This window comes from Azospirillum sp. (genome assembly GCF_035627195.1).
Taxonomy (GTDB): Bacteria; Pseudomonadota; Alphaproteobacteria; order Azospirillales; family Azospirillaceae; genus Azospirillum.
The window spans coordinates 1-21,338 of record NZ_DASPMG010000175.1; the positions used below are offsets into that span (position 1 = coordinate 1).

At 72.2% G+C, this 21,338-nt stretch carries 22 protein-coding genes; 4 read left to right on the plus strand and 18 right to left on the minus strand.

All coding sequences use genetic code 11. The features are described from left to right. Nucleotides 1-674 (minus strand): response regulator transcription factor (locus VED21_RS15975; RefSeq protein ID WP_324883698.1); only part of this gene is annotated, 674 nt, incomplete at its 3' end. Nucleotides 675-903: 229 nt separating this feature from the next. Here VED21_RS15975 and VED21_RS15980 point away from each other — a divergent pair. After that, nucleotides 904-1,092, plus strand: coding sequence for a hypothetical protein (locus tag VED21_RS15980; RefSeq protein ID WP_324883700.1), 189 nt, complete (start codon nucleotides 904-906; stop codon nucleotides 1,090-1,092). 338 nt (nucleotides 1,093-1,430) lie between these two features. Here the strand turns inward: VED21_RS15980 and VED21_RS15985 are convergent, their stop codons facing one another. Continuing rightward, nucleotides 1,431-1,808 (minus strand): RidA family protein, encoded by a 378-nt coding sequence (locus tag VED21_RS15985; protein ID WP_324883702.1) that lies wholly within the window; start codon nucleotides 1,806-1,808, stop codon nucleotides 1,431-1,433. A 149-nt stretch (nucleotides 1,809-1,957) separates the two neighbouring features. Between VED21_RS15985 and VED21_RS15990 the strand changes: the two genes are divergently transcribed. After that, entirely contained in the window at nucleotides 1,958-4,027 is a 2,070-nt protein-coding gene (locus tag VED21_RS15990) for a DUF4139 domain-containing protein (RefSeq protein WP_324883704.1), read from the plus strand. A 54-nt stretch (nucleotides 4,028-4,081) separates the two neighbouring features. On the opposite strand, the gene VED21_RS15995 is transcribed toward VED21_RS15990, so the two are convergent. Together VED21_RS15995 and VED21_RS16000 are read right to left on the minus strand one after the other, a co-directional pair. Next, nucleotides 4,082-5,566 carry an FAD/NAD(P)-binding protein gene (locus VED21_RS15995; protein ID WP_324883706.1) on the minus strand — a complete coding sequence of 495 codons (1,485 nt, stop codon included), beginning with the start codon at nucleotides 5,564-5,566 and terminating at the stop codon, nucleotides 4,082-4,084. Nucleotides 5,567-5,759: 193 nt separating this feature from the next. Then, nucleotides 5,760-5,927 (minus strand): hypothetical protein, encoded by a 168-nt coding sequence (locus tag VED21_RS16000; RefSeq protein ID WP_324883708.1) that lies wholly within the window; start codon nucleotides 5,925-5,927, stop codon nucleotides 5,760-5,762. A 48-nt stretch (nucleotides 5,928-5,975) separates the two neighbouring features. Here VED21_RS16000 and VED21_RS16005 point away from each other — a divergent pair, with 48 nt between their 5' ends. Together VED21_RS16005 and VED21_RS16010 are read left to right on the plus strand one after the other, a co-directional pair. After that, on the plus strand, nucleotides 5,976-7,403 hold the full coding sequence (locus VED21_RS16005) for an FAD/NAD(P)-binding protein (RefSeq protein ID WP_324883710.1): 1,428 nt from the start codon (nucleotides 5,976-5,978) through the stop codon (nucleotides 7,401-7,403). Nucleotides 7,404-7,416: 13 nt separating this feature from the next. Beyond that, entirely contained in the window at nucleotides 7,417-8,007 is a 591-nt protein-coding gene (locus tag VED21_RS16010; RefSeq protein ID WP_324883712.1) for an XRE family transcriptional regulator, read from the plus strand. 121 nt (nucleotides 8,008-8,128) lie between these two features. Here VED21_RS16010 and VED21_RS16015 read toward each other — a convergent pair whose 3' ends face one another. The 14 genes from VED21_RS16015 to VED21_RS16080 form a co-directional block, all read right to left on the minus strand. Beyond that, nucleotides 8,129-8,296: a hypothetical protein gene (locus tag VED21_RS16015; protein ID WP_324883713.1), complete on the minus strand. Its 168-nt coding sequence runs from the start codon at nucleotides 8,294-8,296 to the stop codon at nucleotides 8,129-8,131. A gap of 50 nt (nucleotides 8,297-8,346) precedes the next feature. Beyond that, nucleotides 8,347-8,694: a hypothetical protein gene (locus VED21_RS16020; protein WP_324883714.1), complete on the minus strand. Its 348-nt coding sequence runs from the start codon at nucleotides 8,692-8,694 to the stop codon at nucleotides 8,347-8,349. A 41-nt stretch (nucleotides 8,695-8,735) separates the two neighbouring features. After that, on the minus strand, nucleotides 8,736-9,806 hold the full coding sequence (locus tag VED21_RS16025) for a phage late control D family protein (RefSeq protein WP_324883793.1): 1,071 nt from the start codon (nucleotides 9,804-9,806) through the stop codon (nucleotides 8,736-8,738). 2 nt (nucleotides 9,807-9,808) lie between these two features. Then, nucleotides 9,809-10,018: a tail protein X gene (locus tag VED21_RS16030; RefSeq protein WP_324883717.1), complete on the minus strand. Its 210-nt coding sequence runs from the start codon at nucleotides 10,016-10,018 to the stop codon at nucleotides 9,809-9,811. Beyond that, nucleotides 10,015-10,425 (minus strand): phage tail protein, encoded by a 411-nt coding sequence (locus VED21_RS16035; protein WP_324883719.1) that lies wholly within the window; start codon nucleotides 10,423-10,425, stop codon nucleotides 10,015-10,017. The genes VED21_RS16030 and VED21_RS16035 overlap by 4 nt, the downstream gene beginning before the upstream one ends. A gap of 3 nt (nucleotides 10,426-10,428) precedes the next feature. Beyond that, on the minus strand, nucleotides 10,429-12,504 hold the full coding sequence (locus tag VED21_RS16040; RefSeq protein ID WP_324883720.1) for a hypothetical protein: 2,076 nt from the start codon (nucleotides 12,502-12,504) through the stop codon (nucleotides 10,429-10,431). Continuing rightward, complete coding sequence (locus VED21_RS16045; protein WP_324883722.1) at nucleotides 12,497-12,625, minus strand: GpE family phage tail protein; 129 nt, start codon at nucleotides 12,623-12,625, stop codon at nucleotides 12,497-12,499. Before VED21_RS16045 ends, VED21_RS16040 begins: the two co-directional genes overlap by 8 nt. A 23-nt stretch (nucleotides 12,626-12,648) precedes the next feature. Further along, nucleotides 12,649-12,951 carry a phage tail assembly protein gene (locus VED21_RS16050; protein ID WP_324883724.1) on the minus strand — a complete coding sequence of 101 codons (303 nt, stop codon included), beginning with the start codon at nucleotides 12,949-12,951 and terminating at the stop codon, nucleotides 12,649-12,651. 122 nt (nucleotides 12,952-13,073) lie between these two features. Beyond that, the gene (locus VED21_RS16055; protein WP_324883726.1) at nucleotides 13,074-13,613 is read right to left on the minus strand and encodes a phage major tail tube protein; all 540 of its coding nucleotides are present in this window, start codon (nucleotides 13,611-13,613) and stop codon (nucleotides 13,074-13,076) included. Beyond that, entirely contained in the window at nucleotides 13,614-15,023 is a 1,410-nt protein-coding gene (locus VED21_RS16060) for a phage tail sheath C-terminal domain-containing protein (protein ID WP_324883728.1), read from the minus strand. Between the two features lie 81 nt (nucleotides 15,024-15,104). Continuing rightward, nucleotides 15,105-15,641 (minus strand): DUF4376 domain-containing protein, encoded by a 537-nt coding sequence (locus VED21_RS16065; protein WP_324883730.1) that lies wholly within the window; start codon nucleotides 15,639-15,641, stop codon nucleotides 15,105-15,107. 14 nt (nucleotides 15,642-15,655) lie between these two features. Then, nucleotides 15,656-18,277, minus strand: coding sequence for a hypothetical protein (locus VED21_RS16070; protein ID WP_324883733.1), 2,622 nt, complete (start codon nucleotides 18,275-18,277; stop codon nucleotides 15,656-15,658). 12 nt (nucleotides 18,278-18,289) lie between these two features. After that, nucleotides 18,290-18,640: a hypothetical protein gene (locus VED21_RS16075; protein ID WP_324883735.1), complete on the minus strand. Its 351-nt coding sequence runs from the start codon at nucleotides 18,638-18,640 to the stop codon at nucleotides 18,290-18,292. Next, nucleotides 18,637-21,336: a hypothetical protein gene (locus VED21_RS16080; RefSeq protein WP_324883737.1), complete on the minus strand. Its 2,700-nt coding sequence runs from the start codon at nucleotides 21,334-21,336 to the stop codon at nucleotides 18,637-18,639. Before VED21_RS16080 ends, VED21_RS16075 begins: the two co-directional genes overlap by 4 nt. Nucleotides 21,337-21,338 lie beyond the last annotated feature (2 nt).

The window sequence follows — 21,338 nt, forward strand, 5'->3', positions numbered from 1 at the left end:
CCGCGCTCGGTCTTGATGATGCGCGGCTCCTTGGGGTTCGCCTCGATCTTGCGGCGCAGGCGCAGGATCAGCACGTCGATGGAGCGGTCGAACACCTCCGCCCCGTCGGCGCGCGTCAGGTCGAGCAGCTGGTCGCGCGTCAGCACGCGCTGCGGGCGCTTGACGAAGGCGGCGAGCAGGCCGAACTCGGCCTTGGTCAGTTCCACCTCGCGGCCGTCCTGGGCGCGCAGGCGCTGGGCGGTGAGGTCGAGTTCCCAGTTGGCGAACTGCACGACGGCGCGCAGCTCGTCCGCACCGCGCGGCGGGCGCCCCTCGCCGGCGACGCGGCGCAGCACCGCCTTGATGCGGGCCAGCAGCTCGCGCGGGTTGAAGGGCTTGGTCAGGTAATCGTCGGCACCCAGCTCCAGCCCGACGATGCGGTCGACGTCCTGGTCCTTGGACGACAGGATGATCACCGGGATGTGCGTTTCCGTGCGGATGTGGCGCACGAGGCCCAGGCCGTCGCCGTCCGGCAGGCGCAGGTCGCACACCACCAGGTCGGCCGGGTCGCTTTCCAGCGCCTGTTTCGCCGTCGCCGTGTCCGGCGCGGTCGTGACGCGGTACCCCTCGGCCGTCAAGTAGGAGGCCAGCAGTTCCCGAATCGGCTCGTCGTCATCGACCGCTAGAATGTGCATGCCCTTAGCCTCCCGCCCCTCTTGTCCAACGCCGTGGGGTCTACACGCCATCCGTTACAGCCTTGTAACACATTCCCGCCGCGAAGCGAAAGGGTGTGTGCGTTGAAACAGCCGGTGGTGTCCGCGAAACCAAAAACCAGGAAATCTGAAATCGGCAAGTCATATCGAAACGCTTAAATCCCGCCGTGCCGTGAGGGGGAACCCCCGAACCGATCCACGAGGGACGACGATGAACGCCATCGACCACTGCCTGCAGCGCTTCGCCCTGCTCGACCGGGCCGACGACCTGCTGAACGAGGTGCGGCTGTACCGCACCGGCGTTCCGGTCCGCGAGGCGATCGCCCAGCACCGGGCGCTGCTGCGCGAAGCGCGCCGCCACCTGGAGTCGGCGCAGACGCTCGTTCCCGCCAGCGCCTGAATCCTTGAAAGAGTTTTCCGCCATGGCCCTCGCCCCGCACGCCACGACCGAGCCCGACCGGCGGCCGCACGACCGCCGCCACCGGAGCGCGTTCGGCGTTTGCCGGCCGGCGCAGGGCCTGGACCGGTTCCATGGACATGCGGGCCGCCATGCGGGCGGCCTCCTGAGCTTCCCGAAGCAGCCGGAGGGTGACCGGGTGCTTCCCCTTGCCTCCCCTCCCCCCGCGCGGGGGAGGGGGCCTTTTTCCGACACCGGCTGTCCGGGCGCGCAAGGGGCGGCGGTCCCGCTGTGGCGGGAAATGATGGGGCGCTGGCTGGAGCCGTAAGGGAAGCGGCACGTCAGCGCCGCGCCGTCACTTCGATCTCGATCTTCATGCGCGGGTCGATCAGCGGACACACCACCGTGGTGTTGGCCGGCCGCGCCTCCCCCAGATATTCGCCGAGAATCGGCGCGACGCGTTCGAAATCGGCAGCGCTGGTCAGGTAGACGCGCACGCGCACCACGTCCGCCAGACTGGCCTTGGCCTGCTCCAGCGCGGCGCGGATGTTGCGGAAGGTCTGGTGCGCCTGTTCGACGACGTCGTCGCTGATGGTGCCGGCGGCGTAGTCGAAGCCGGTGGTGCCGGAGACGAACACCCACTTGCCGTTGACGACGGCGCGGGAATAGCCCGCCACCTTCTCGAACGTGGAGCCCGACGAAATCAGCTTTCGCGGCATGCCGCCCCCCTCCCGTTTTGATTGCTTGCGCAGGAGGATGGCACAACGGCCCGGCGCCGCAACCGGAAAGATCCCGTTTCCGCCGCATTTCGCCCCAATTTCATCGCTATCCCTGGCATGACCACGCTGAAGCTTCGGGAGCCCGTTCCATGCGCCTGTCCGTTCCCTCCACCCTCGCCATCCTGCTTCTGGCACCGGCGGTCCACGCCGAACAGCCGCTGGCGCTGAAGCGCGTGCTGCTGTCCACCGGCGGCGTCGGCTATTTCGAACACGAGGCGACGGTGACCGGCGACGGCACGCTGACGCTGGAAGTGCGGCGCGACCAGGTGGACGACGTGCTGAAGAGCATCGTCGTCTACGACGACAAGGGCGGTATCGGCACCATCAGCCTGCCGGGCGAGGAGCCGCTGCGCGAAGCCTTCCGCGAACTGCCCTTCGGGGAGGAGGCGCTGGCCTCGCCCGCCGCCCTTCTCACCGCGCTGCGCGGGGCCGAGGTGCGGGCGGTCGGTGTCCGGCAGGTCGCCGGGCGCATCCTGTCGGTTACGGAAGAGACGGTGGCGCTGCCCAACGGCGGCGGCACCGTGCTGCGCCACCGGCTGAGCGTCGTGACGCCGTCCGGCCTGCAGCAGGTCGTGCTGGAGGAGACCGATTCGCTGACGCTGGCCGACTCCAGGCTTCAGGCGCAGGTGGACGCCGCGCTGGCAGCGCTGGCCCAGCACGGCGAGCGCGACCGGCGGCGGCTGACCATCCGCACCACGGCGCCCAGCGGAAATCAAGGGGCCGGCGACCGGGGGGAGCGCACCGTGCGCGTCGCCTATGTGGTCGAAGCGCCGCTGTGGAAGGCCACCTACCGGCTGACCCTGCCGGGCGGTGCCGCGACGGCGGGCGACCTGCAGGGCTGGGCGGTGCTGGAGAACCTGAGCGGGGAGGATTGGGCGGGCGTCGACCTGACCGTCGTGTCCGGCAACCCGGTGACCTTCCGGCAGGCGCTCTACACGCCTTATTTCGTGAACCGCCAGGAGGTGCCGGTCGAGGTGCTAGGCCGCGTGCTGCCCAAGGCGGACGAGGGCGGCGTCGAGGCGCCGCGCGCCGCCGGCCGGACGATGGCGGAGGCAGCCCCGCCCGCGCCCGCGGCGGTCGCCGCAGCACCCATGCCCGGCGCCCCGGCGCCGGCCCCCATGGCGAAGGCGATGAGCGCGCCCCCGCCCCCGCAGCGCACCGCGGAGGTGACGGCGGCGGAGAGCAGCGAGGCGACGACGCAGGTGGTGTTCCGCTACCCACAGCCGGTGACGCTGGCCAGCGGCGGCTCGCTGCTGCTGCCCATCGTGGCGCGCGCGGTGCCGGCGGCGGCGGTGGACCTCTACCAGCCCGGCACGCAGCCGCGCCACCCGCTGGCCGCCGTGCGGCTGTCCAACGACGGCGCCGCCGGCCTGCCGCCGGGCGTGCTGACGCTGTACGAGCGCGGCGCCGAGGGCGCCGTGTCCTACGTCGGCGACGCGCGGCTGGCGGCGCTGCCGGCCGGCGAGGAGCGGCTGCTGAGCTTCGCCGTGGACCAGAAGGTGAAGGTCGACCGCACGGAGCAGTCCAGCCAGGCGCTGACCCGCGCCACCGCCACCGAGGGCGTGCTGCAGCTCACCGTCACCGAGCGGCAGACGACCACCTACACCATCGCGGGCGCCGCGCGGGAGGCCCGCACGGTGATCGTCGAGCATCCCCGCCGGTACGGGTGGGATCTGGTGGAGCCGGCCGGGGCCAAGGCGGAGCTGACGCCCTCCGCCCACCGGCTGCCCGTGGAGGTGCCGGCCGGCGGCACGGCGACGCTGACCGTGGCGCTGGAGCGGCCGCGCGTCGACCGCTTCATCCTGGCCGACATGCAGCCGGACCAGATCACCTATTACGCCAACGCCCGCGAACTGCCGCCCGCCGCGCGGGACGCGCTGGCCAAGCTGGCGGGGCTGCGCACCGCGCTGGCCGACAAGCAGCGCCGGATCGGCGACCTGGAGCGCGAGCAGGGCGAACTGGTCAAGGACCAGGAGCGCCTGCGCCAGAACCTGGGCGCGCTGCCGGCCAACAGCGACCTCACCAAACGCACGCTGGCCCGCATGGGCGAGGAGGAGACGCGGCTGGAGCAGATCGCCCGCGACCTGACCGCCGCCCGCAAGGATGCCGCGGCGGCGCGGCAGGCGCTGGCAGACGCAGCGAAGGCGGCGCGCTGGTAGCGCAACCGCCCACGCCCCAGGCCGGATGGCGGTGGCCCGACCCGCGTCACCGCATCACGCCTCCCGGCCGGGGTGGCCGGCCGCATCGTCGCGGCGCGCCCAGGGCATCCCGTGCACCCGCTCCGCCGGGAAGGCCGCCAGATGCTCGGCCGCCCCGGCGCACTGGGTGCGCAGTTCCGGCACGGCGGTCATCTCCCAGAACGGCGCCCGGCTGGCGGGGCCGAGCGCGAACAGCCGGTCGGACGGGCGCCCCGACGCACCGATCAGCGCGCCGTCCGCCGTGACGTCGAGGCCGAGGCGCAGCGGATCCGGACGGGCCAGGCCACGCCGCAGCAGCGCCTGCACCAGCGGGTGGCGGATGCGCGCGTAGTCGCATTCCGAGCCGGTGGCGTTGATCACGCGGCCCACCCGCCGGGCGTCGATCGCGCCGCCGCGTTCGGCGATCGCCGCCGCCACGCCGTCGCCGTCCGGTGACAGGCCGTGCAGCCGCCCGGCGCGCACCGACAACTGGCCGGACGCCCGCGCCGCCGCGATGCGCGCCGCCACCTCCGGCGCCAGACGGTGGCGGTGCACCTCCCAGAACGGGCGGGCGTGGCGCAGGAAGCGGCGCCGCTCCTCCTCCGGCAGGTGCTCCCAGATGCGGTGATGGTGGGGGCGCAGCGCGTCGAACGCGGCCCGCCAGTCGAACCCCGCCGCCTGGGCGCGCCGCGCGTCCGCCTTCAGCGCGATCAGCACGTCGAGCACGGTGCGCGGCATCACCTGCGGGCACAGGAAGGATTTGTAGGGCCGCGTCTCCTCGTGCACCGTCGGCAGCAGGCCGCGCCGGGAGACTGCCAGGATGGCGCCGCGGTGCCCCTGGTCGAGCAGGCTGAGGACCACGTCCACCATGGTCAGCCCGGTGCCCAGCACCAGCACCGCCTCGTCCGGCGGCACGGCCGCCACCGCCGCATGGTCCCACGGGTCGCCGATGTAGCGGGACGAGGCGAAGACCGCGGCCGCCGCCTGCGGATCCGCCGCAACGCGCGGCGGGGGCGGCGGGAAGTTGCCGAGGCACAGCACCGCGCGGTCGGCCGGCAGCATCGGGCCGCCGTCCAGGCGCAGGCGCACGCCGTCGCCCTCCTCGACCACGTCGACCGCCTCGGCGCGCAGCGTCCTCACCGCCACGTGCGGCGGGGCGGCGGCCTGCGCCTGGGCCAGCACGTCCCGGATGTAGGCGCCGTACACCGCGCGCGACACGAAGGCGTGGCCGGACGGCGGCACCGGGCTGTCGCTGTTGCGCGCCCACAGCCAGCGCAGGAAGTGCCGGGGATCGTCGGGGTAGGCGCTCATGTTGTAGGCGCGCACGTTCAGCACGTGCGCGCCGTTGGGCGTGGAGTACGCCAGCCCCGGACCGGGCGCCCCCGACCGTTCGATCAGATGGATGGTGGTGGGCTGCTCGCAGCGGCGCAGCAGGTGCGCGGCCAGCATGCTGCCGGTGAACCCGGCGCCGACGATGGCGATCCGGTGTGGCGGACGGAGCGAACTCCCAAACGGCATCATGGCCTTCTCCCCGGTCTGGGTGGCAGAGGCGTAATTCGTCCTTAACCCGCAATTCCCGCTGTTGTTCTGGATGCAACCATACCGGACAGGCAGGGAAAACGCACCCGCCCGCCCGCGTTATGCCGGACGGACGGGGAAACCGCCCCGCGCCCCCGCTGCGGAATGGACATGCCGCCGTTATTTCCTATTTTCATTATAGGAAATAACGTGCAACATACACTCCCATGATGTTCATTCCCCGGCCGCAGCCGACGGCGGGGCCGACAGGGGGAGTGCCGACCATGCTCATGACCGTTCGTTGCAGCGCATCGGGCAGCGCCTTGGGCAACGCCTTGGAGGAGCGGGCGGCGGCGACGCGCATCGCCGGGTCCGTCGCGCAGGCCCTGCTCCGGACGCCGGAAGGTGCGTTATGAACGCCCCCGCCGTCCCCTGGCGCGTCGCCATCGTCGGCGCCGGCTTCACCGGCAGCCTTCTGGCCGTGCACCTCATGCGCGCCGCGGCGACGCCGGTGGAGATCCACCTGATCGAGCGGCGGCCGGTGCCCGGTCCGGGGCTGGCCTACTCCACCGGGGACGACAGCCACCTGCTGAACGTGCGCGCCCACAACATGAGCGCGTTTCCCGAAGACCCGCCGCACTTCCAGCGCTGGCTGTGGTCGCTGCGGGGATCCGCCGCCGGTCCGTCCAGCGGCAACGCCTTCGCCTCGCGCACCACCTACGGCGCCTACATCGTCGACGTGCTGGAGCAGGCGCGGCGCGCCGCGCCGCCGCACGTCGCCCTGCACGTCCACAACGCCGAGGTGCACGGCATCGTGCCCACGGCGGCCGGCGTGCGCCTAACCCTCGACGGCGCGGACACCGGCACGGAGGTGCTGGACGCCGACGCGGCGGTGCTGTGCACCGGGCATTTCCCGCCCTCGCCTCCCGCCATGGCCTCGGCTGAGGCGTACGATTCCCCGCATTACATAGGCGACCCGTGGAACCACGCGGCCATCGCCGGCATCGACGCCGACGCGCCGGTGGTCATCCTCGGCACCGGGCTGACCATGGTGGACACCGTGCTGACGCTGGACGGCAACGGCCACCGCGGCCCCATCGTGGCACTGTCGCGCAACGGCCGCCTGCCGCACGTGCACGAGGAGACGCGGCCCTTCGCCTCCGCCATCGACCCGGCGGCCCTGCCCTCCACCGTGCGCGGCCTGCTGGCGGCGTTGCGCGCCGACGCGGCGCGGGCGGAGGCGGAGGGGGCCGGCTGGCGCTCCGCCTTCGACGCGCTGCGGCCGCACCACCACCGGCTCTGGCAGGCGCTGGACGAGAGCGAGCGCCGGCGTTTCCTGCGCCACGGCCGGGGCTTGTGGGACGTGCACCGGCACCGCATGGCGCCGCGCGTCGCCGCCCGCATCGAGTCGTTGCGCGAGGCCGGCCGGCTGGAGGTGCGCTCCGGCCGCTTGCTCGGCCTCGTCGCGGCGGAAAGGGGCCTGCGCATCACCGTGGCGCCGCGTTCCGGCGAGGCGCCGTGGAGCCTGGTGGGCACGCTGATCAACAGCACCGGGCCGCAGTGCGACTACGCCCGCATCCGTCACCCGCTGGTGCGCGCCCTGCTGGGCCAGGGGCTGGCACGGCCGGACCCGCTGCGCCTCGGCCTCGACGTCACGGCGGACGGAGCGCTGGTCGGCGCCGACGGCCGCCCGTCCGACCGGCTGTTCGCCGTCGGCCCGCTGGCCCGCGCCCCCTATTGGGAAATGCTGGCCGTGCCGGAACTGCGCACCCGCTGCGCCGAGGCCGGCCGCGAACTCGCCGAACGCGCTGAACGCGCCGCCAGGGGAAGACCGCGATGACCGGAGGATCACGATGACGCAGACGCACGACGACCTGAGCGACCTCGCCCGCACGGTGGCGGGCAACCTGCGCCTGCTGCGCACGCAGCAGGGGCTGTCGGTGGAGCGGCTGGGCCGGCTGGCCGGCGTGGAGCCGGCCGTGCTGGCCGGCATCGAGGCGGGCGGCGGCGTGCCGGCCATCGACACGCTGTGGCGCATCGCCAAGGTGCTGGAGGTGCCGTTCTCCAGCCTGCTCAGCGCCGGTGCCGCCGGCCGCACGACGGTGCTGCGCCGCGCCGAAACCAAGGTGCTGGCCTCGCACGACGGCCGCTTCACCTCGCGCGCGCTGTTCCCCTTCGAGGGCGAGCGGCAGGTGGAGTTCTACGAGCTGCGCCTGGCACCGGGCGCGGAGGAGCAGGCCGACGCCCACGCCACCGGCACCACGGAGAACCTGACGGTGAGCCGTGGCACGGTGGAGATCGTCACCGGCGACGGCCCGCACACGCTGGCCGAGGGCGACAGCATCCTGTTCGAGGCCGACGTGCCGCATGCCTACCGGAACACAGGCGATGGAGAGGCGGTGCTGTACCTCGTCATGACGTACGCCGAGCCGGTGATCGTGTAAGGGGGCACAACCAGCGTCGGGCTTTCGCCGGCGTGTAGGGACCTGCCGCTCCGGCCCGGCCTGAAACGGAAAAAGGCCCCCGGCGCCGAAGCACCGGGGGCCGTTGCGGGAGGGGGGATGGTCAGGCGCCGCGCTCGTTCACGAACACGGCGACGGCGCCGAACAGGGTGGCGGCGACGGCGGCGAGCGCCTGGAATTCCGGGGCGGACAGGCCGATGGCGCCGGCCATGCCGGACAGGCCGGCGTAGGTGGACGGCTGAGACAGGGCGCGCAGGATCATGTCGAGCATGGTGTGTGCCTTTCCTTCAGGTTCGTGAGGGGGGTGAACGCGGGGAAGCGCTATGGGCCGAGGCCGTTTCCCCGCCGTCCGGGGCCGTGCTTGGAAACTGGGCCGACGCCCAGGTGCCGGGCGACGAACTCGCCGCCCTTGATCTCCAGGATCTGCAGGAGCGGGTAGACGCTGAACCCCGCGATCAGCAGGGTGCCGTCCCGATAGGCGAAGTCCGCCGGCAGGAAGTCCCCCACCACCTGCCCGATGAAGAAACCAAGCGCGATGTTGGTGAGGAAGCGCAGCCAGTTGAGCGGCACGTTCCTGGTCACGTGCGCGTAGAGGTAGTTCGCCATCGCGCCGAACGACGCGACGGCCCCATTGACCGCAAGTTCGTAGAACGCGGTGTGCTTGTCCATGGCGGCCCTATCAGCGCGGGTTTGGAAAAGGCGGGACGCGACTATTCCTGCCCCGCCGTGGAAGCGGCCTTGCCCACGTCCTCCTGCTCCGGCGTGAACAGCTCGGCAGTGATGCCCACGGCGTAGCCCTTCGCGTCGAACTGGTGCTCCACGATCGTGACGCGCCACTCCGTCGGCAGGCCGGGGCGGAAGCCTTGCAGCCTCAGCTTCTGCTCGGCCATGAACCGCGGGTCGCCGATGGTGGTGCAGGTGAACTTGGCCGCCCCCCGGTCCTTCCGGTTCTTGGTGCCGGCGGCGTCCGCCGCGGCGGCCTTGGCGTCGGCGCACGCGAAGCGGGTGTTCTGGTGGGGCGCCGCCCCGGCCTGCACCTGCTTCTGCGCGGCGGCGTCCTTGTCCCAGTAGGCCGTCTGGACGCCGCCGGCCGGTCCCTTGGCGTCCTTGGCCTTGCCGGCTTCGGCGCGCGCCTTGTGGCTGTAGATCCACGTGGACAGCCGGTCCATCCGTACGACGGCTTCGGGCAGCGTCTTGCCGCTGACGGCCTTGGCCTTGCCCTTCGGCGCCAGCACCAGCATGCTGTTCACCGGCTTGACCACCGCGTCGTGCCGCTCGGCCAGGCGGTGGAGGAAGGCCATGGGGCTTTCGTTGGTCTGGTCCTCGTGCGCCACCGGCACCGCGGCCAGCGCCGGGTCCAGCCGGGCCTGGTAGCCGTGCGCCCTCGCGATCTCCTGCACGATGGCGCCCAGCGTGGTGGCGTCCCAGGACCGCGAGGTGGGGGTGCGGAAGGGGCCCACCATGTCGGCGGCCTTGGCGGTCACCTTCAGCATCTCGGGCGGGCCGCTGTGCTCGACCTCGTCCACCAGGAAGCTGCCCATGGGCAGCATGCCGGTCTCCTCGTAGCCCAGCGACAGCTCCAGCCGGCATCCCACGCCGGGCAGCGCCACATGCTGCGCCCCATGGGCGCCGTCCGCCGGGCGCGGCCGGTCGTCGAGCTGGAGGGTGAGGCGGTCGGACTTGGCCTCCGCCTCGTCGTGGTAGGTGATGGACAGAAGGCGGTCGCGGATGTTGGCCGTGATGTCCCGGCCGTCCGCCAGCAGTTTGAAGGCAGGGCGCATGGTCACCCCCAGATCCGGACGACGCGCTGCGTCGTCCTGGCGGGCAGGTCCGGCAGCGTGATGGTGCGGCCGGCGGGAAGGACGACGCCCGCGTCGGCCAGCCCCGGGTTGGCGTCCAGCACGGCCTCCACGGCGCCGGTGCGGCTGCCGTAGTGCTTCCAGGCCACGTAATCCACCATGTCCCCGTTCCTCGTGACGTAGAGCGCGGTCATGCGCCGTCCTCCTGCTCGTCCTCGCCGTAGGCGGTCAGCTTCAGGATGAAGTCCTGCCGGCGGGGCATGCCGTCCTCGGTGAACTCCGTGGCGGTCTCGTTGACCGACAGGATGCACCAGAGGCCCAGCACCTGCCCGGTGCCGTCCACGAGATCCAGGGGCACGCCCAGGCCGGCCAGTTCCTGCATCGCCGCGATCTGCCCGAGGCCACCCATGAAAGCGGGAAAGATGGCGCCGTGCAGTTCCACCGTCTCCAGGTCCGGACCCACGAACTGGAGCGCCGGCACCCGCCCCACGCGGCTCTGCGGCACCCATCGGTAGCCCTGCGCCCGCGTCAGCGTCTGGTACGCGGCCGTTCCCACCTCGAAGCGGAAGTCGCCCAGCGCCATCATGATGCGTTCGGCCATGGCTCAGTCTCCTCCCCACAGGGCGGCGCCCGCCGCCGATTGCTGGCGCCACTGCCAGTCTTCCATGGCGCGGCGGGCGGCGCCCTCCACCTCGCGGCGGAGCACGTCGATGTCCGCCATGCCGTTCACCGTGACGGAGATCGCCACAGGGGCGCTGATCTGGTTGACCACCGCACCGCGTGCCGCTCCCACGGCCGCCGCACCCGGCGATGCCGATGCAGCCGGCACCCCGGCGACCGGCGCGGCGGAGGTCGGTGGCCCCGCGGCCGGCGCGGCCCCAGCCGCGCGGGCGGCGCCCGGCGGCGCGAGGACGCCGGCGGCGGCTCCGGCGGCGGCCGGACGGGCCGGGGCTCGGGCCACTTCGGTCACCGCCGAGGCGCCGCCGCCCGCCGGCACGGGCGGCGGCGCGCCGGGCGCGGAGATGCCCAGCGGCCCCCTCGCCCAGTCGGGCAGCCACCCCGTAAGCCCGGCCAGGGCTTCCGACAGCCAGGCGGTGAGCGCCGTCCAGCGGGACGCGATGCCGTCCCACAGGCCGCCGATCCACCCGGTCCCCAGCGCGAACAGGTCGGCGCCGGTGAAGACGCCGACCACGGCGTCCACCGCCCCGGCGAGCAGCGTTGCGGGCGAGAAGCCGGACAGCAGGGAAACGATGCCGTCGACGGCGCCGAAGAAGGCGGACGCGATGGCGTCCCACACCGCGCCGAAAAGCTCGCCCAGCGTTTCCCAATTGGCCCACACGGCGTAGGCCACCGCGGCCAGCGCCGCCACCCCCATGACGACGACGCCGATGGGGTTCGCCGACAGCACCGCGTTGAACGCCGCCATCACGCCGGTCCCGCTCCGCACGGACGCGATGAAGGTGCCGATCCCCGACACCACCCCGCCGGCGACCATGACCGCCATGGACGCGCCCACGCGGACGACGCCGGCCGCAAGGCCCGCCAGCCCGGCGGTGAGTTGTCCCACGGCCACGATCAGCTGGGCGTTCAGCGCCACGGCGACGACGATGACCGCGTTCTCCCAACCGCCCAGCCACGCGACCACGCGGCCGACGGTTTGGGCGATGCGGGAGGCGGCGCTGGCGACGTCGTCGAACACCGTGCCCAAATTCACGCCGGCCAGCTTGCCCTCGACGGCCTGCATGGCGCCGGTGAAGGCGTCGGATATTCCCTTGGCCCACGTCTGCAGGGTGCCGTCCGCCTTCCACCGGCCGATCAGGTCCAGGACGGCGTGCAGCTTGTCCTTCAGGATGTCGAACGCGCCGGCGTCGGCGATCATCTGCCCGAAGCCGGAGACGGCCTCGGTCAGCCGGGTCCACATGCCGCTCCAGGTCTGCGACAGGGTGTCCATGGCGCCGGTGTAGCCCTTGGCCTTGAACACCTCCATGACCATCGCCTGCAGGGCCTTGGAATCCGTCGCGGCGGCCTCGAAGACCCGCTGCCGGCCCTCTTGGTCGGCAACGGTGTAGGTGACCATGCCGTTCCTGGTCTCGGCGTGGCCGCCCACCATGTCCCGCAGGCGGTCCATCCGGCCGCCGGCCGCGGCGGTGAAGGCCTCGGTCATCTGCGCCACCGGCCGGCCGGTGGCTGCGGCGGCGTCGCCGACGGCCTGCAGCGCCCCTGCCCGGGCATCGATGCCGTGGGCGGTCAGCCGGATGAACGCCTCGGTCAGGTCGCCGCCGGTATGCGGGGTTTTTTCGGCGAACCCGTCGACCCACCCCAGACTTTCCTTCGCCTTGGCGCTGCTGCCCAGAAGCGTGGTCAGCATCGCCTCCTGCCGTTCGGACTCGGCCGCTCCCCGCAGGATGCCGCCGCCGACGATGCCGGCCGTGCCAGCCACGCCCAGCACGGTGCCGGCCAAGCCGGCCACCCGCCCCGCCACGGCGCCGGCACCGGCGCCCACGGCCTTGACCTGCCCTTCCAGGAAGCCCAGCCCGGCCTCCCCGCCCAGCGTCCGCACGGCGACGGTCAGCCGTTCGAACGGGGTGGCCAGCGCTGCCAACGCTTCGTTCATCGTCCGCACCGGGGCCGTCAGGCGGTCCACGGCGGACACGGTATTGGTGACGTTCCCTTCAGCCACGGCTGCCTCCGGCCACGGCCCCGCGCTCCCGCGCCAGCACGTGCCAGCGCAGCAGCTCCGGGGGTTCCATTTCGTCCATCACGTCCGGCGTCCAGCCGAACACCGCGGCGATGTCCGCCATCGCCGCCCACGCCGCGTCCGGGGCTAGGCCTGCCCCTTGCGCGTAAAACCCGCGACCACCTCCGCGATGGCCTCCAGGTCCCCGGCGTCGATCTCGTCGACCTCCTGCGGGGTCAGCTCGGCCAGGGTGGAGACCATCCACAGCGTCTTGTCGAGGTCGGAGCCCTTCTGCTTGTCCATGCGCCGCAGGTCGCCCACCTTGGGGCGGCGCAGCGTGACGTCGGTGATGGTCCGGCCGCCGACGGCGACGGGAACGGCAAGGGTAACGGTGCGCGGCCCGCCGGCCGCCCAGTCCTGCGTGTTGGTCGGATCGTACGTATCGGTCATGTCCCGGTGTCCTTTGTATGCCGGATGGCGTGGGCCTGGGTGCCCGGAACGGCACGGGCCGGCCGCGGTGTCCCGCGCCGGCCCGTGCCGTGGTCAGGGCGCCCGGGGTCGGGCTATGGCGTTCAGGGGAAGGAGATGAAGCCGCTGTTGAGGCCGATGGCGTCCCGCATGGCCTTCATCTGGTCCACACCATCGATGATGCGCACCATGTTGACGGCATCGATTTCCACCAGCGTTTCGCTGCCGACCATCAGCTTGTAGTAGGACAGTGCGCCGGTGACGGTCAGGATCGACTTCTCGCCCGGCTTCCACTTGCCGGCGTCCAAAGTCTTCCAGCCGCCGCGCATGGCGATGCTGACGGCCAGCACGTCGGCGCTGCCCTGCGCCTGGAACGCGCCGCGCACGGTGATGGGCGTGCCCGCGCTGTCCAGCAGGCCGAAGGACCGGAAGACCTCCGGCTCGAAGTCGGAGAGCACCATGGCGATCTCCATCGCCGTCAGGCCCATGTCGAGCTGCACGGGCAGGTCCATGCCGCCCGCGCGGTGCTCCACGGCCTTGATGCTCAGCTTGGGCAGCGTCACCTCGTCCACGCGGCCGGCGTAGCCGATACCGTCCATGAACAGGTTGAGGTTTTTCAGAACCCTGGGAAGCTGGATGGCCATTTACAGGATCTCCGCGATGTAGTCGTTCACGAGCTGCGAACGGAAGGTGATGTGTTCGGCCGGGTACGGCGGGGTGAAGTCGAAGTTGAAGAAGACCTTCCCCTGCGTGATGTTGGCCGGGCTGTTCAGGTCCGGGTCGGGCCAGCAGCGGCCGCCCAGGATGGCGCCCTGCGCCTTCAGGCTGCGCAGGTAGGCGTTCACGCCCTCCGTCACGTCCTGCAGGTACGTGCCGGTGATGTTGCGGTCGACCGCCCACAGGTGGGCGCGCTGCAGGCTGTCGTTGATCAGGTCGGCGGTGCGGCGGACCGACAGGAACGCCCACTTCGGATCGGCCGCGCAGGTGCGGTTGCCCCACAGGCGGAAGCCGTCCTCGCGGATGACCGTCGCCACCTCGCGCTCGTTCAGGTAGTTCGCCCGGCAGTTGGTATCGCCCAGCGTGAAGTCCACGGCGCGGACGGTGCCGACGATGCCGTTGATCACCTGGTTCGACGGGCTCCACCAGAAGCCGCGGTCGTTGTCCATCTTGGCGATCAGCCCGGCCACGCGGGCCGACAGCGGCTCGTCCACCACGGCGCCGCCGCGCACCACCTTGGCCCAGGGATCGACCACGAACACGCGGGGCGAGCCCCAGTCGCCGCGGTAGGCGATGGCGGCCGCGTCCGTCGCGTTCGGGCCGTCGGCGATGATCACCGCGCGGGTGCGCTCGGCGATGCCCAGCAACTCCGCCACCACCGGGTTGGCGACCGTGCCCAGGCTGGCGGTGGCCGTGGCGCCGGTGCCGGAACCGGAGATGGTGACGGTGGCGCTGGTGTAGCCGAAGCCCGGCTTGGTGACGGTGACGCCGGTGACGGCGCCGGCCGTGATCACGGCCTTGGCCTCCGCCCCCACGCCGTCGCCGGTGATGGTGACGGTGGTGCCGCTGGCCGCATAGCCGCTGCCGCCGGCCCCCACGGCCACGCCGGTGACGCCGCCGGTGGTGCGCTGGTGGGTGAAGCCCGGCGCGCACAGGATGCGCGGCACGACGCCCAGCGCCGTGCGCGCCGACAGCAGGGCGTGCACGCCCTCATAGGCGCCGGTGGTGCCGTTCACGCCGCCCAGCAGGTTGGCCATGGTCTCGTCGGCGTCGGACCCCTCGGCCACGCGGACGACGACGACCATGGCGCCGATCTGGTCGAAGATGCCCTCCAGCGCGGCCGGCAGGGTGCCCTTGCCGTCGCCGGTGGTGTCCAGCTTGGCCGCCTCCTGGCGGCTGCCGGCGACCAGCACGGGCGTATCCAGCGGGAAGGCCGCGGCGTCCGCGTCGGGTGCCGTGCCGACGACACCGATGATGGAGGATTTCACGGTACGGATGGGGCGCGGGCCGTTGTCGATTTCGACGACTTCCACGCCGTGGAGAAACTGTTCCGGCATTCCGGTGTGCTCCCAAGGCTTTCGGGAAAAGAAAAAGCCCGCCGAAGGCGGGCCGAACGTCGGACGGAGTGCTGCGGCCGCTTACGCCGGCCAGCCCTCGTCCTTTTCGGCGTCGTACGTGGCGAGGACCTCGTCGACCGTGTCGGCCGCGTCGATCAGCGCGCCGATGGCCTGTTCGCGGGCGAAGCACGCGCGCACGTGCGCGCCCACCGCCCGGCCGACGGCCTGCATCTGCGCGCCGGTGAGCGTCACCCACCCGCTGGCCGCCTTGAACGCCACCGGGGCGTCCGGCTCCAGCTGCGCCAGCGCCACGGCGTTGCCGATCATGGCCTGGCTCTCGCGGTCGGTGCGCAGCCCGGTGCCGTCCGGCAGGGTGAGCCCGCCGGTCTCCGCCATAAAGCGGCGAGCGGCGACGCGGGCCTTGGCCTGCTGCTTGAGGTGGTCGAGCGAGGGGGGCGCGAGGCTTCCACCTTCGGCCTGGATGTATTCGGTGTCCACCCACTCCCGGTAAAGATCTGGAACCTGAACCCAAATCGTATCGGGGTGAAAGGCGTTGGACGGGTCGAAGGTGATGAACTCAGCCGCCCGGCCATATTCGTCGATGCGAGCCCACAACATATGTGTTTCTCCCGTTAGAACGCGGCACCCGGTCCCCAAATCAAGGCGACGCCACCGGCGCCACCACTGCCGCCCGTGGACATGTAGGTGCTCCCGCCGCCACCGCCGCCGCAGGCGCCGCCAGATCCGTTCGCTCCGGCGCCGTCGCGCATTGCACCATTGGCACCACCGGATCCCCCGCCGCCGCCGCCGCCACGCGCGTAGGTTCCAGCGATGGCACCACTCGCGCCGGGTCCGGCCAAGCCGACGCCGCCACCACCGGAACCGAAGTAATTGGAAGGCCCACCGTTGCCGCAGAATTCGCCACCTGCCCCGCCACCACCGGAGCCAGCCGTGGCCAGCAAGCCGTCGGACGCAGTGTTCGACGGACCAAAGCCGGCTCCCCGACCTCCATTTCCCGTATAGCCGGCTGCACCGCCGCCGCCGCCCGCAAATGCGCCTGCACCGTTGATGCTGTATCCGCCTTGGCCGCCCGTACCACCGCCCGTACCGCCAACGCCGGCACCACCCAGGCCGCCGACGCCATTGCCGCCGCACTGGCCACCGTAGGCGGTGATGAACGATCCAAGCGAGGACGACCCGCCATTTGCCCCTGGCGCACCGCCACTTCCCACGACCAACGTGATCTGTTGTCCTGGGATAACGGCAAGGTTGCTGACGTAGCGGAGCCCGCCGCCGCCGCCGCCGGTTCCATAGGAGTTGTTACCTCCCCCGCCGCCGCCGACCGCCACGGCGGACAGAGACGTCACCCCCGCCGGAACGGTGAAGGTATAGGTCCCTGGCGTGGTGAAGGTCTGCGAGCCGGAGGGCTGCGCAGTGGTGAAACTGGTCACGCTGGACCATGCCCCCCATCCGGCGTTCAGCCCCTTGTGCCGCGCGCGCCAATAGTAGCTGGTGGCACCCGCTCCCACCGGCACGCTGTGGCTGGTCAGGTCCGCTACCTCCCCGCTGTCGTAGAGCGGCGCCGAAAAGTCCGCCGACGTGGACACCTGCCACTGCGACTTGGCGTGCGTGTCGTTGCCACCCGGAATGAAGAAGGCCGACGATTGCAGCGTTACCGGCAGCGTCACGCCGGTGGCGCCGTTGGCCGGTGCCGTGTTCGTGGGCGCCGCCGGCATGGCCTGCGTGGAGAAGCTGGTGGGCGCCGACCAGGGGGAGAGGCCCAGGGCCGTGCCCTTGTAGCGCGCGCGGAAATAGTAGGTGGTCTGGTCCGCCAGCGTGTTGGCGGGCACGGTGTGGTTGGTGCTGGCCACGGTTTCCCCCGTGTCGTAGACGATGGCCGTGAACGCCGCGTCCGTCGCGACCTGCCACTGCGACGCGGCGTGCGTGTCGGTGCCGCCCACCACCAGGAAGCCGGACGCCTGCAGCGTCGGCACGGTGGAGGCACTCTTGGTCCCGCTGGCGGGTGCGGTGTTCAGCGGCTGCTGGACGTAGCGGAAGATGGCGCCGGTGGAGAACGCGGTCGGCTTCGACCACGGCGACCACGTGCCGTCCGCGTCGCGGTAGCGGGCCTGCCACCAGTAGACGGTGTTGGTGGTCAGCACGCCGTTGGGGATGGCGTGGGAGGTGGTGGCGCTGCCGGCGACGGCCGCGTGCACCACGTTCGTCATGTCCTGCTCGGTCGCCACGCGGAACTCCGCGTTCGACTGGGCCACGCCGTACAGGCTGCGGTAGCCGCTGCCCTGCAGCGTCGGCGTCGCCAGCACGTTGGTGGCGCCGTTCGCGGGCGTCGTGTTGACCGGCTGCGACACCTCCCAGGCCCGGCCGGCGGTGTCGCCGGGGAAGGCCACAAGGTGGTGCACCGTCACGTCCTTGCCCGAGGGACCATGCGCCGCCTCCACCCGTAACTCGATGATGGACCCGCCGGACAGCGCGTATTCCTCGTCGCGGGTGCCGGCCTCGCGGGCGGTGGTGCTCACCAGCATGGCGTCCAGCCACGCGCCGGCCGTGCCGGCGGTGCGGTACTGGACGCTCAGCTTGCCGTCCTTGTCGTCGCGCCGGACCACCACGCGGGCGTCGGCGTAGAAGCGCAGCGCCCGCACCGGGCGGGAGAACAGCAGGCCGCCGTTCTTCGCCACCGCATAGCCGGCGCGCACGTCCCAGGACGTGCAGGCCAGCGTCGCGCCGGACAGGGAGACGGCCAGTTCCTCCTTCGCGCGGAAGCGCGTGGCGGACAGGATGGCGTCCACCACCACCGGGTAGCCGACGCCGGTGCCGGTGTAGATGACGTAGGTGCGGCCCGCCTGCAGGCCGGCGGTGTCGGCCACGTCCACGCTCTCGTCGCCGGCCACGGTCTGCACGACCGTCACCGGGGCGATGTCCGCCCAGCGGAAGCCCTGGGAGAACAGCTCGAAGTCGAAGCCCTCGTCCGACAGCTCCCACGACAGCGGCAGCGCGCGGCCGACGGAGCCGACGGAGCTGGCCTCCAGCGTCTCCAGCCGGTTGTCCACGCCGGTCAGCGTGGCGGCCTGCGCCTCCAGCCGGCGCTTCAGGTAGTCGGTGCGCTCCTTCAGGTTCTTGTGCGGCAGGTTGTCGACGCCGTCCGGGCCGCCGGCGACCGGATCGTCGACGGCCAGTTCATAGACGGCGGGAAAGCCCGGATCGGCAACGTCCGGGAGGTGGTTGGGGTCGGCCATGTGGCGCGCTCCTTAAACGAGAAGTTCCCAGGTGTCCCCGATCTGCATGTCCGGGGTCTTTTCGATGGGGCTGCGGACCTTGCGGGCCACCAGCGTGCCGCCCTCGGTGAAGAGGCCGATCTCGGTGATGGCCTTGCCGTTCGCCTCGCCGCGCAGCAGGGAATAGGTGAAGCGCAGCAGGCGCGGGTTGTCGGGGTCCATCTCGAACCCCGACAGGGGCTTGACGAAGGCGTTGGTCAGGGTGGTGTCGTTGAAGTCTTCGGGGTTCGTCCCGGTGCCGAAGCCGATCTTGGCGACGACGCGGGCGGGGTCGCCGGTGGCGAGCAGCTCCCGCAGGGACGCGTAATAGCCTTTGGTGATCACGTGGTTACCTCGCCGCTGTCGTAGACGATGGTGGTGAAGGCCGCGTCGGTGGCGATCTGCCACTGCGACGCGGCGTGGGTGTCGGCGCTGCCCACCGTGGCGAAGGCGGAGCCCTGGAGCGTGGGCGTCTTCGTGGTGCCCAGCGCCCCCGCCGCGGGGGCTTGGTTCACCGGCGGCAGAACGCCGGAGGCGACGCTGCCCAGAGCGTTCAGCTTGGTCTTGTCGGCGGCGGACATCAGCCCGGCGGTGGCCGTCGTGGCGTTGCCCAGGTTGCCGGCGTGCCAGACGTAATTGCCGGCCACAGCCGGCGTCGTCTCGAACGACACCAGCCCGCCGGCGCGCGACACGCTGATCGGCGTGCCCAGGTAGGCCCCGGCGTCGCTGTAGCGCATCAGCACGAAGGCCGAGCCGGCGTTGGAGCCGCCCTCCGTCCCGCTGTCGGCCCCCAGGTGCCAGCGATTGGACGTGCCGCTGCGCCAGTTCAGCAGGCGGTGGTTGCCGGCGGAGCGGGAGAGGATCAGCCCGTCCTGCACCCCCACCGTCAGCGAGCCGCCGAAGGCGATGGAGCTGACGCCGACGCCGCTGCGGCTGACGGTCAGCCACGGCGTGTCGGCCGAGCCGTCGTCCGTCAGCGTGCGCCAGATCATCTGCTGCCCGTTGACGAGCTGCTGCCAGCGCCTGTTGTTGGCGGCGCCGTCGGTCTCGTGGAATTCGAAGAGCGGGAACGCCGCGCTGGCGATGAAGGAGCCGGAGGCCAGGTTGTTGTTGGCGTCGCGCTGGGCCAGGGTGCCCGCCGTGGCCGCCGTGGCCGGCGTCATCCCGTCCAGCTTCGCCTTATCGGAGGCCGACAGGAACCCCGCCGTGCTCTGCGTCGCCACGGCATGAGCCCCGCCGCCGCTTCCCACGTGGCCGACGGGCGCGGCGTCGGTGATGCCGTATCCCGCCAGCGTCGTCGGATTGGTGCCGCCGGTCACGTGGCCGTTGCCGTCCACCGTCACCGACCGGTAAGTGCCGGCCGCGACGCCCGAGGCCGGATGCAGGTAGGCGTTGGCCCCCGCGGCGATGCCGTCGAGCTTGGCCTTGTCCGCCGCCGACAGAAAGCCGGCGGTGGACGCCGTGGCCGCCGCGTGCGCCGCCCCGCCCGCCCCCGCGTGGGACAGCGGGGCGGCGTCCGTGATGCCGTAGCCGGCCAGCGTCGTGGGGTTGGTGCCGCCGGTCACATGCCCGTTGCCGTCCACCGTTACCGACCGGTAAGTCCCGGTCGCCACTCCAGACGCCGGATGGGCATAGGCGTTCGCCCCGGCGGCGATACCGTCGAGCTTCGTCTTGTCCGCGGCTGATAGGAAACCGGCGGCGCCGGTGGTGGCGTTCGCGTGCGCCGCACCGCCGGCCCCCACGTGGCCGGCGGGCGCGGCATCCGTGATGCCGTATCCCGCCAGCGTGGTGGGGTTGCCGCCACCGGTCACGTGGCCGCTGCCGTCCACCGTCACCGACCGGTAAGTGCCGGCCGAGACACCCGAGGCCGGATGCACGTAGGCGTTGGCCCCGGCGGCGATGCCGTCGAGCTTGGCCTTGTCCGCCGCCGACAGGAAGCCGGCGGCGGACGCCGTCGCCTCGCCGTGGGCGTGCACGGCGGGCGCCGCGCCGACGTCCGTGTGGGCAAGCACGACCGCGCCGGTCTTGGCGTTGACCGAGGCGACGGTGTTGACCTGCGCCCCGGCGGCGATGCCGTCCAGCTTCGCCTTGTCGGCTGCCGACAGGAAGCCGGCGGTGGACGCCGTGGCCGCCGCGTGCGCCGCCCCGCCCGCCCCCGTGTGGGACATCGGGGCGGCGTCGGTGATGCCGTAGCCGGCCAGCGTCGTGGGCCTGCCACCCAGATCGGCGAACTGGCCGGAGAAGGCCAGCGCCGCCAGTTCCGTGGCGTCCACCGTGGTCTTCACCCACTTGGCGGCACCGGACGCCGCGTCGACGCAGCGGTAGGCCTCGTCCGCCTGAACGTCGACCCACAGGGAACCGACCAGCCACCCGCCGCCCACGTCGTCGGCGGCCCCCGGCGGCCGGGTGGCGGAGATGTTGTAGGGCAGCGTGTTGTTGAGCTTGGCCGCCACCGCCGGGGCCAGCTGCGCCTCCGTCACGGCGCCGTCGAGATCGGCGAAGGATCCCGACGTGGCGACCGGCGCCAGATCCTGCGGCTGCACCGCCGTGTCGGCCCTGGCGCCCTGTGCGGCGCTGGCGAACGCGCCTGCGTCGCGGGACGCCGCCGTGCCCAGCGCCGGCCGGTCCAGCAGGTCGGCGTAGCGGCCGGTGCGCGCCACCTCCGCCAGCGCCGCCAGCATGCCTTGCAGCTGCTGGAGCGGCACCGGCTCCATGGCCGTGCCGGCGTTGCGGGACAGGGCCAGCGGCCCCGTCATCGCCCCGCCGGCCAGCGGCAACGCCCCCAGATCCTCCGCGCCGGCGGGGATGTGCGGGCGGTGCGCCAGGTGGTAGTAGGATCCGGACAGCGCGACCTGGGCCAGCTGCGCCAGCCGCACGGCGTCCTCTGGCATCTCCATGCCGGCGTCCAGCCGCGCCGTCAGGCCGGCGAGGCGGGACTGCAGGTCCTGCACTTCCGATTTGATGGTGGCGAAGTTCGCGCGCACCCGGGCGGTGTCCGCGTTCCCGGAACGCGGCACCGTCACGTCGATGTTGCTGGTCATGG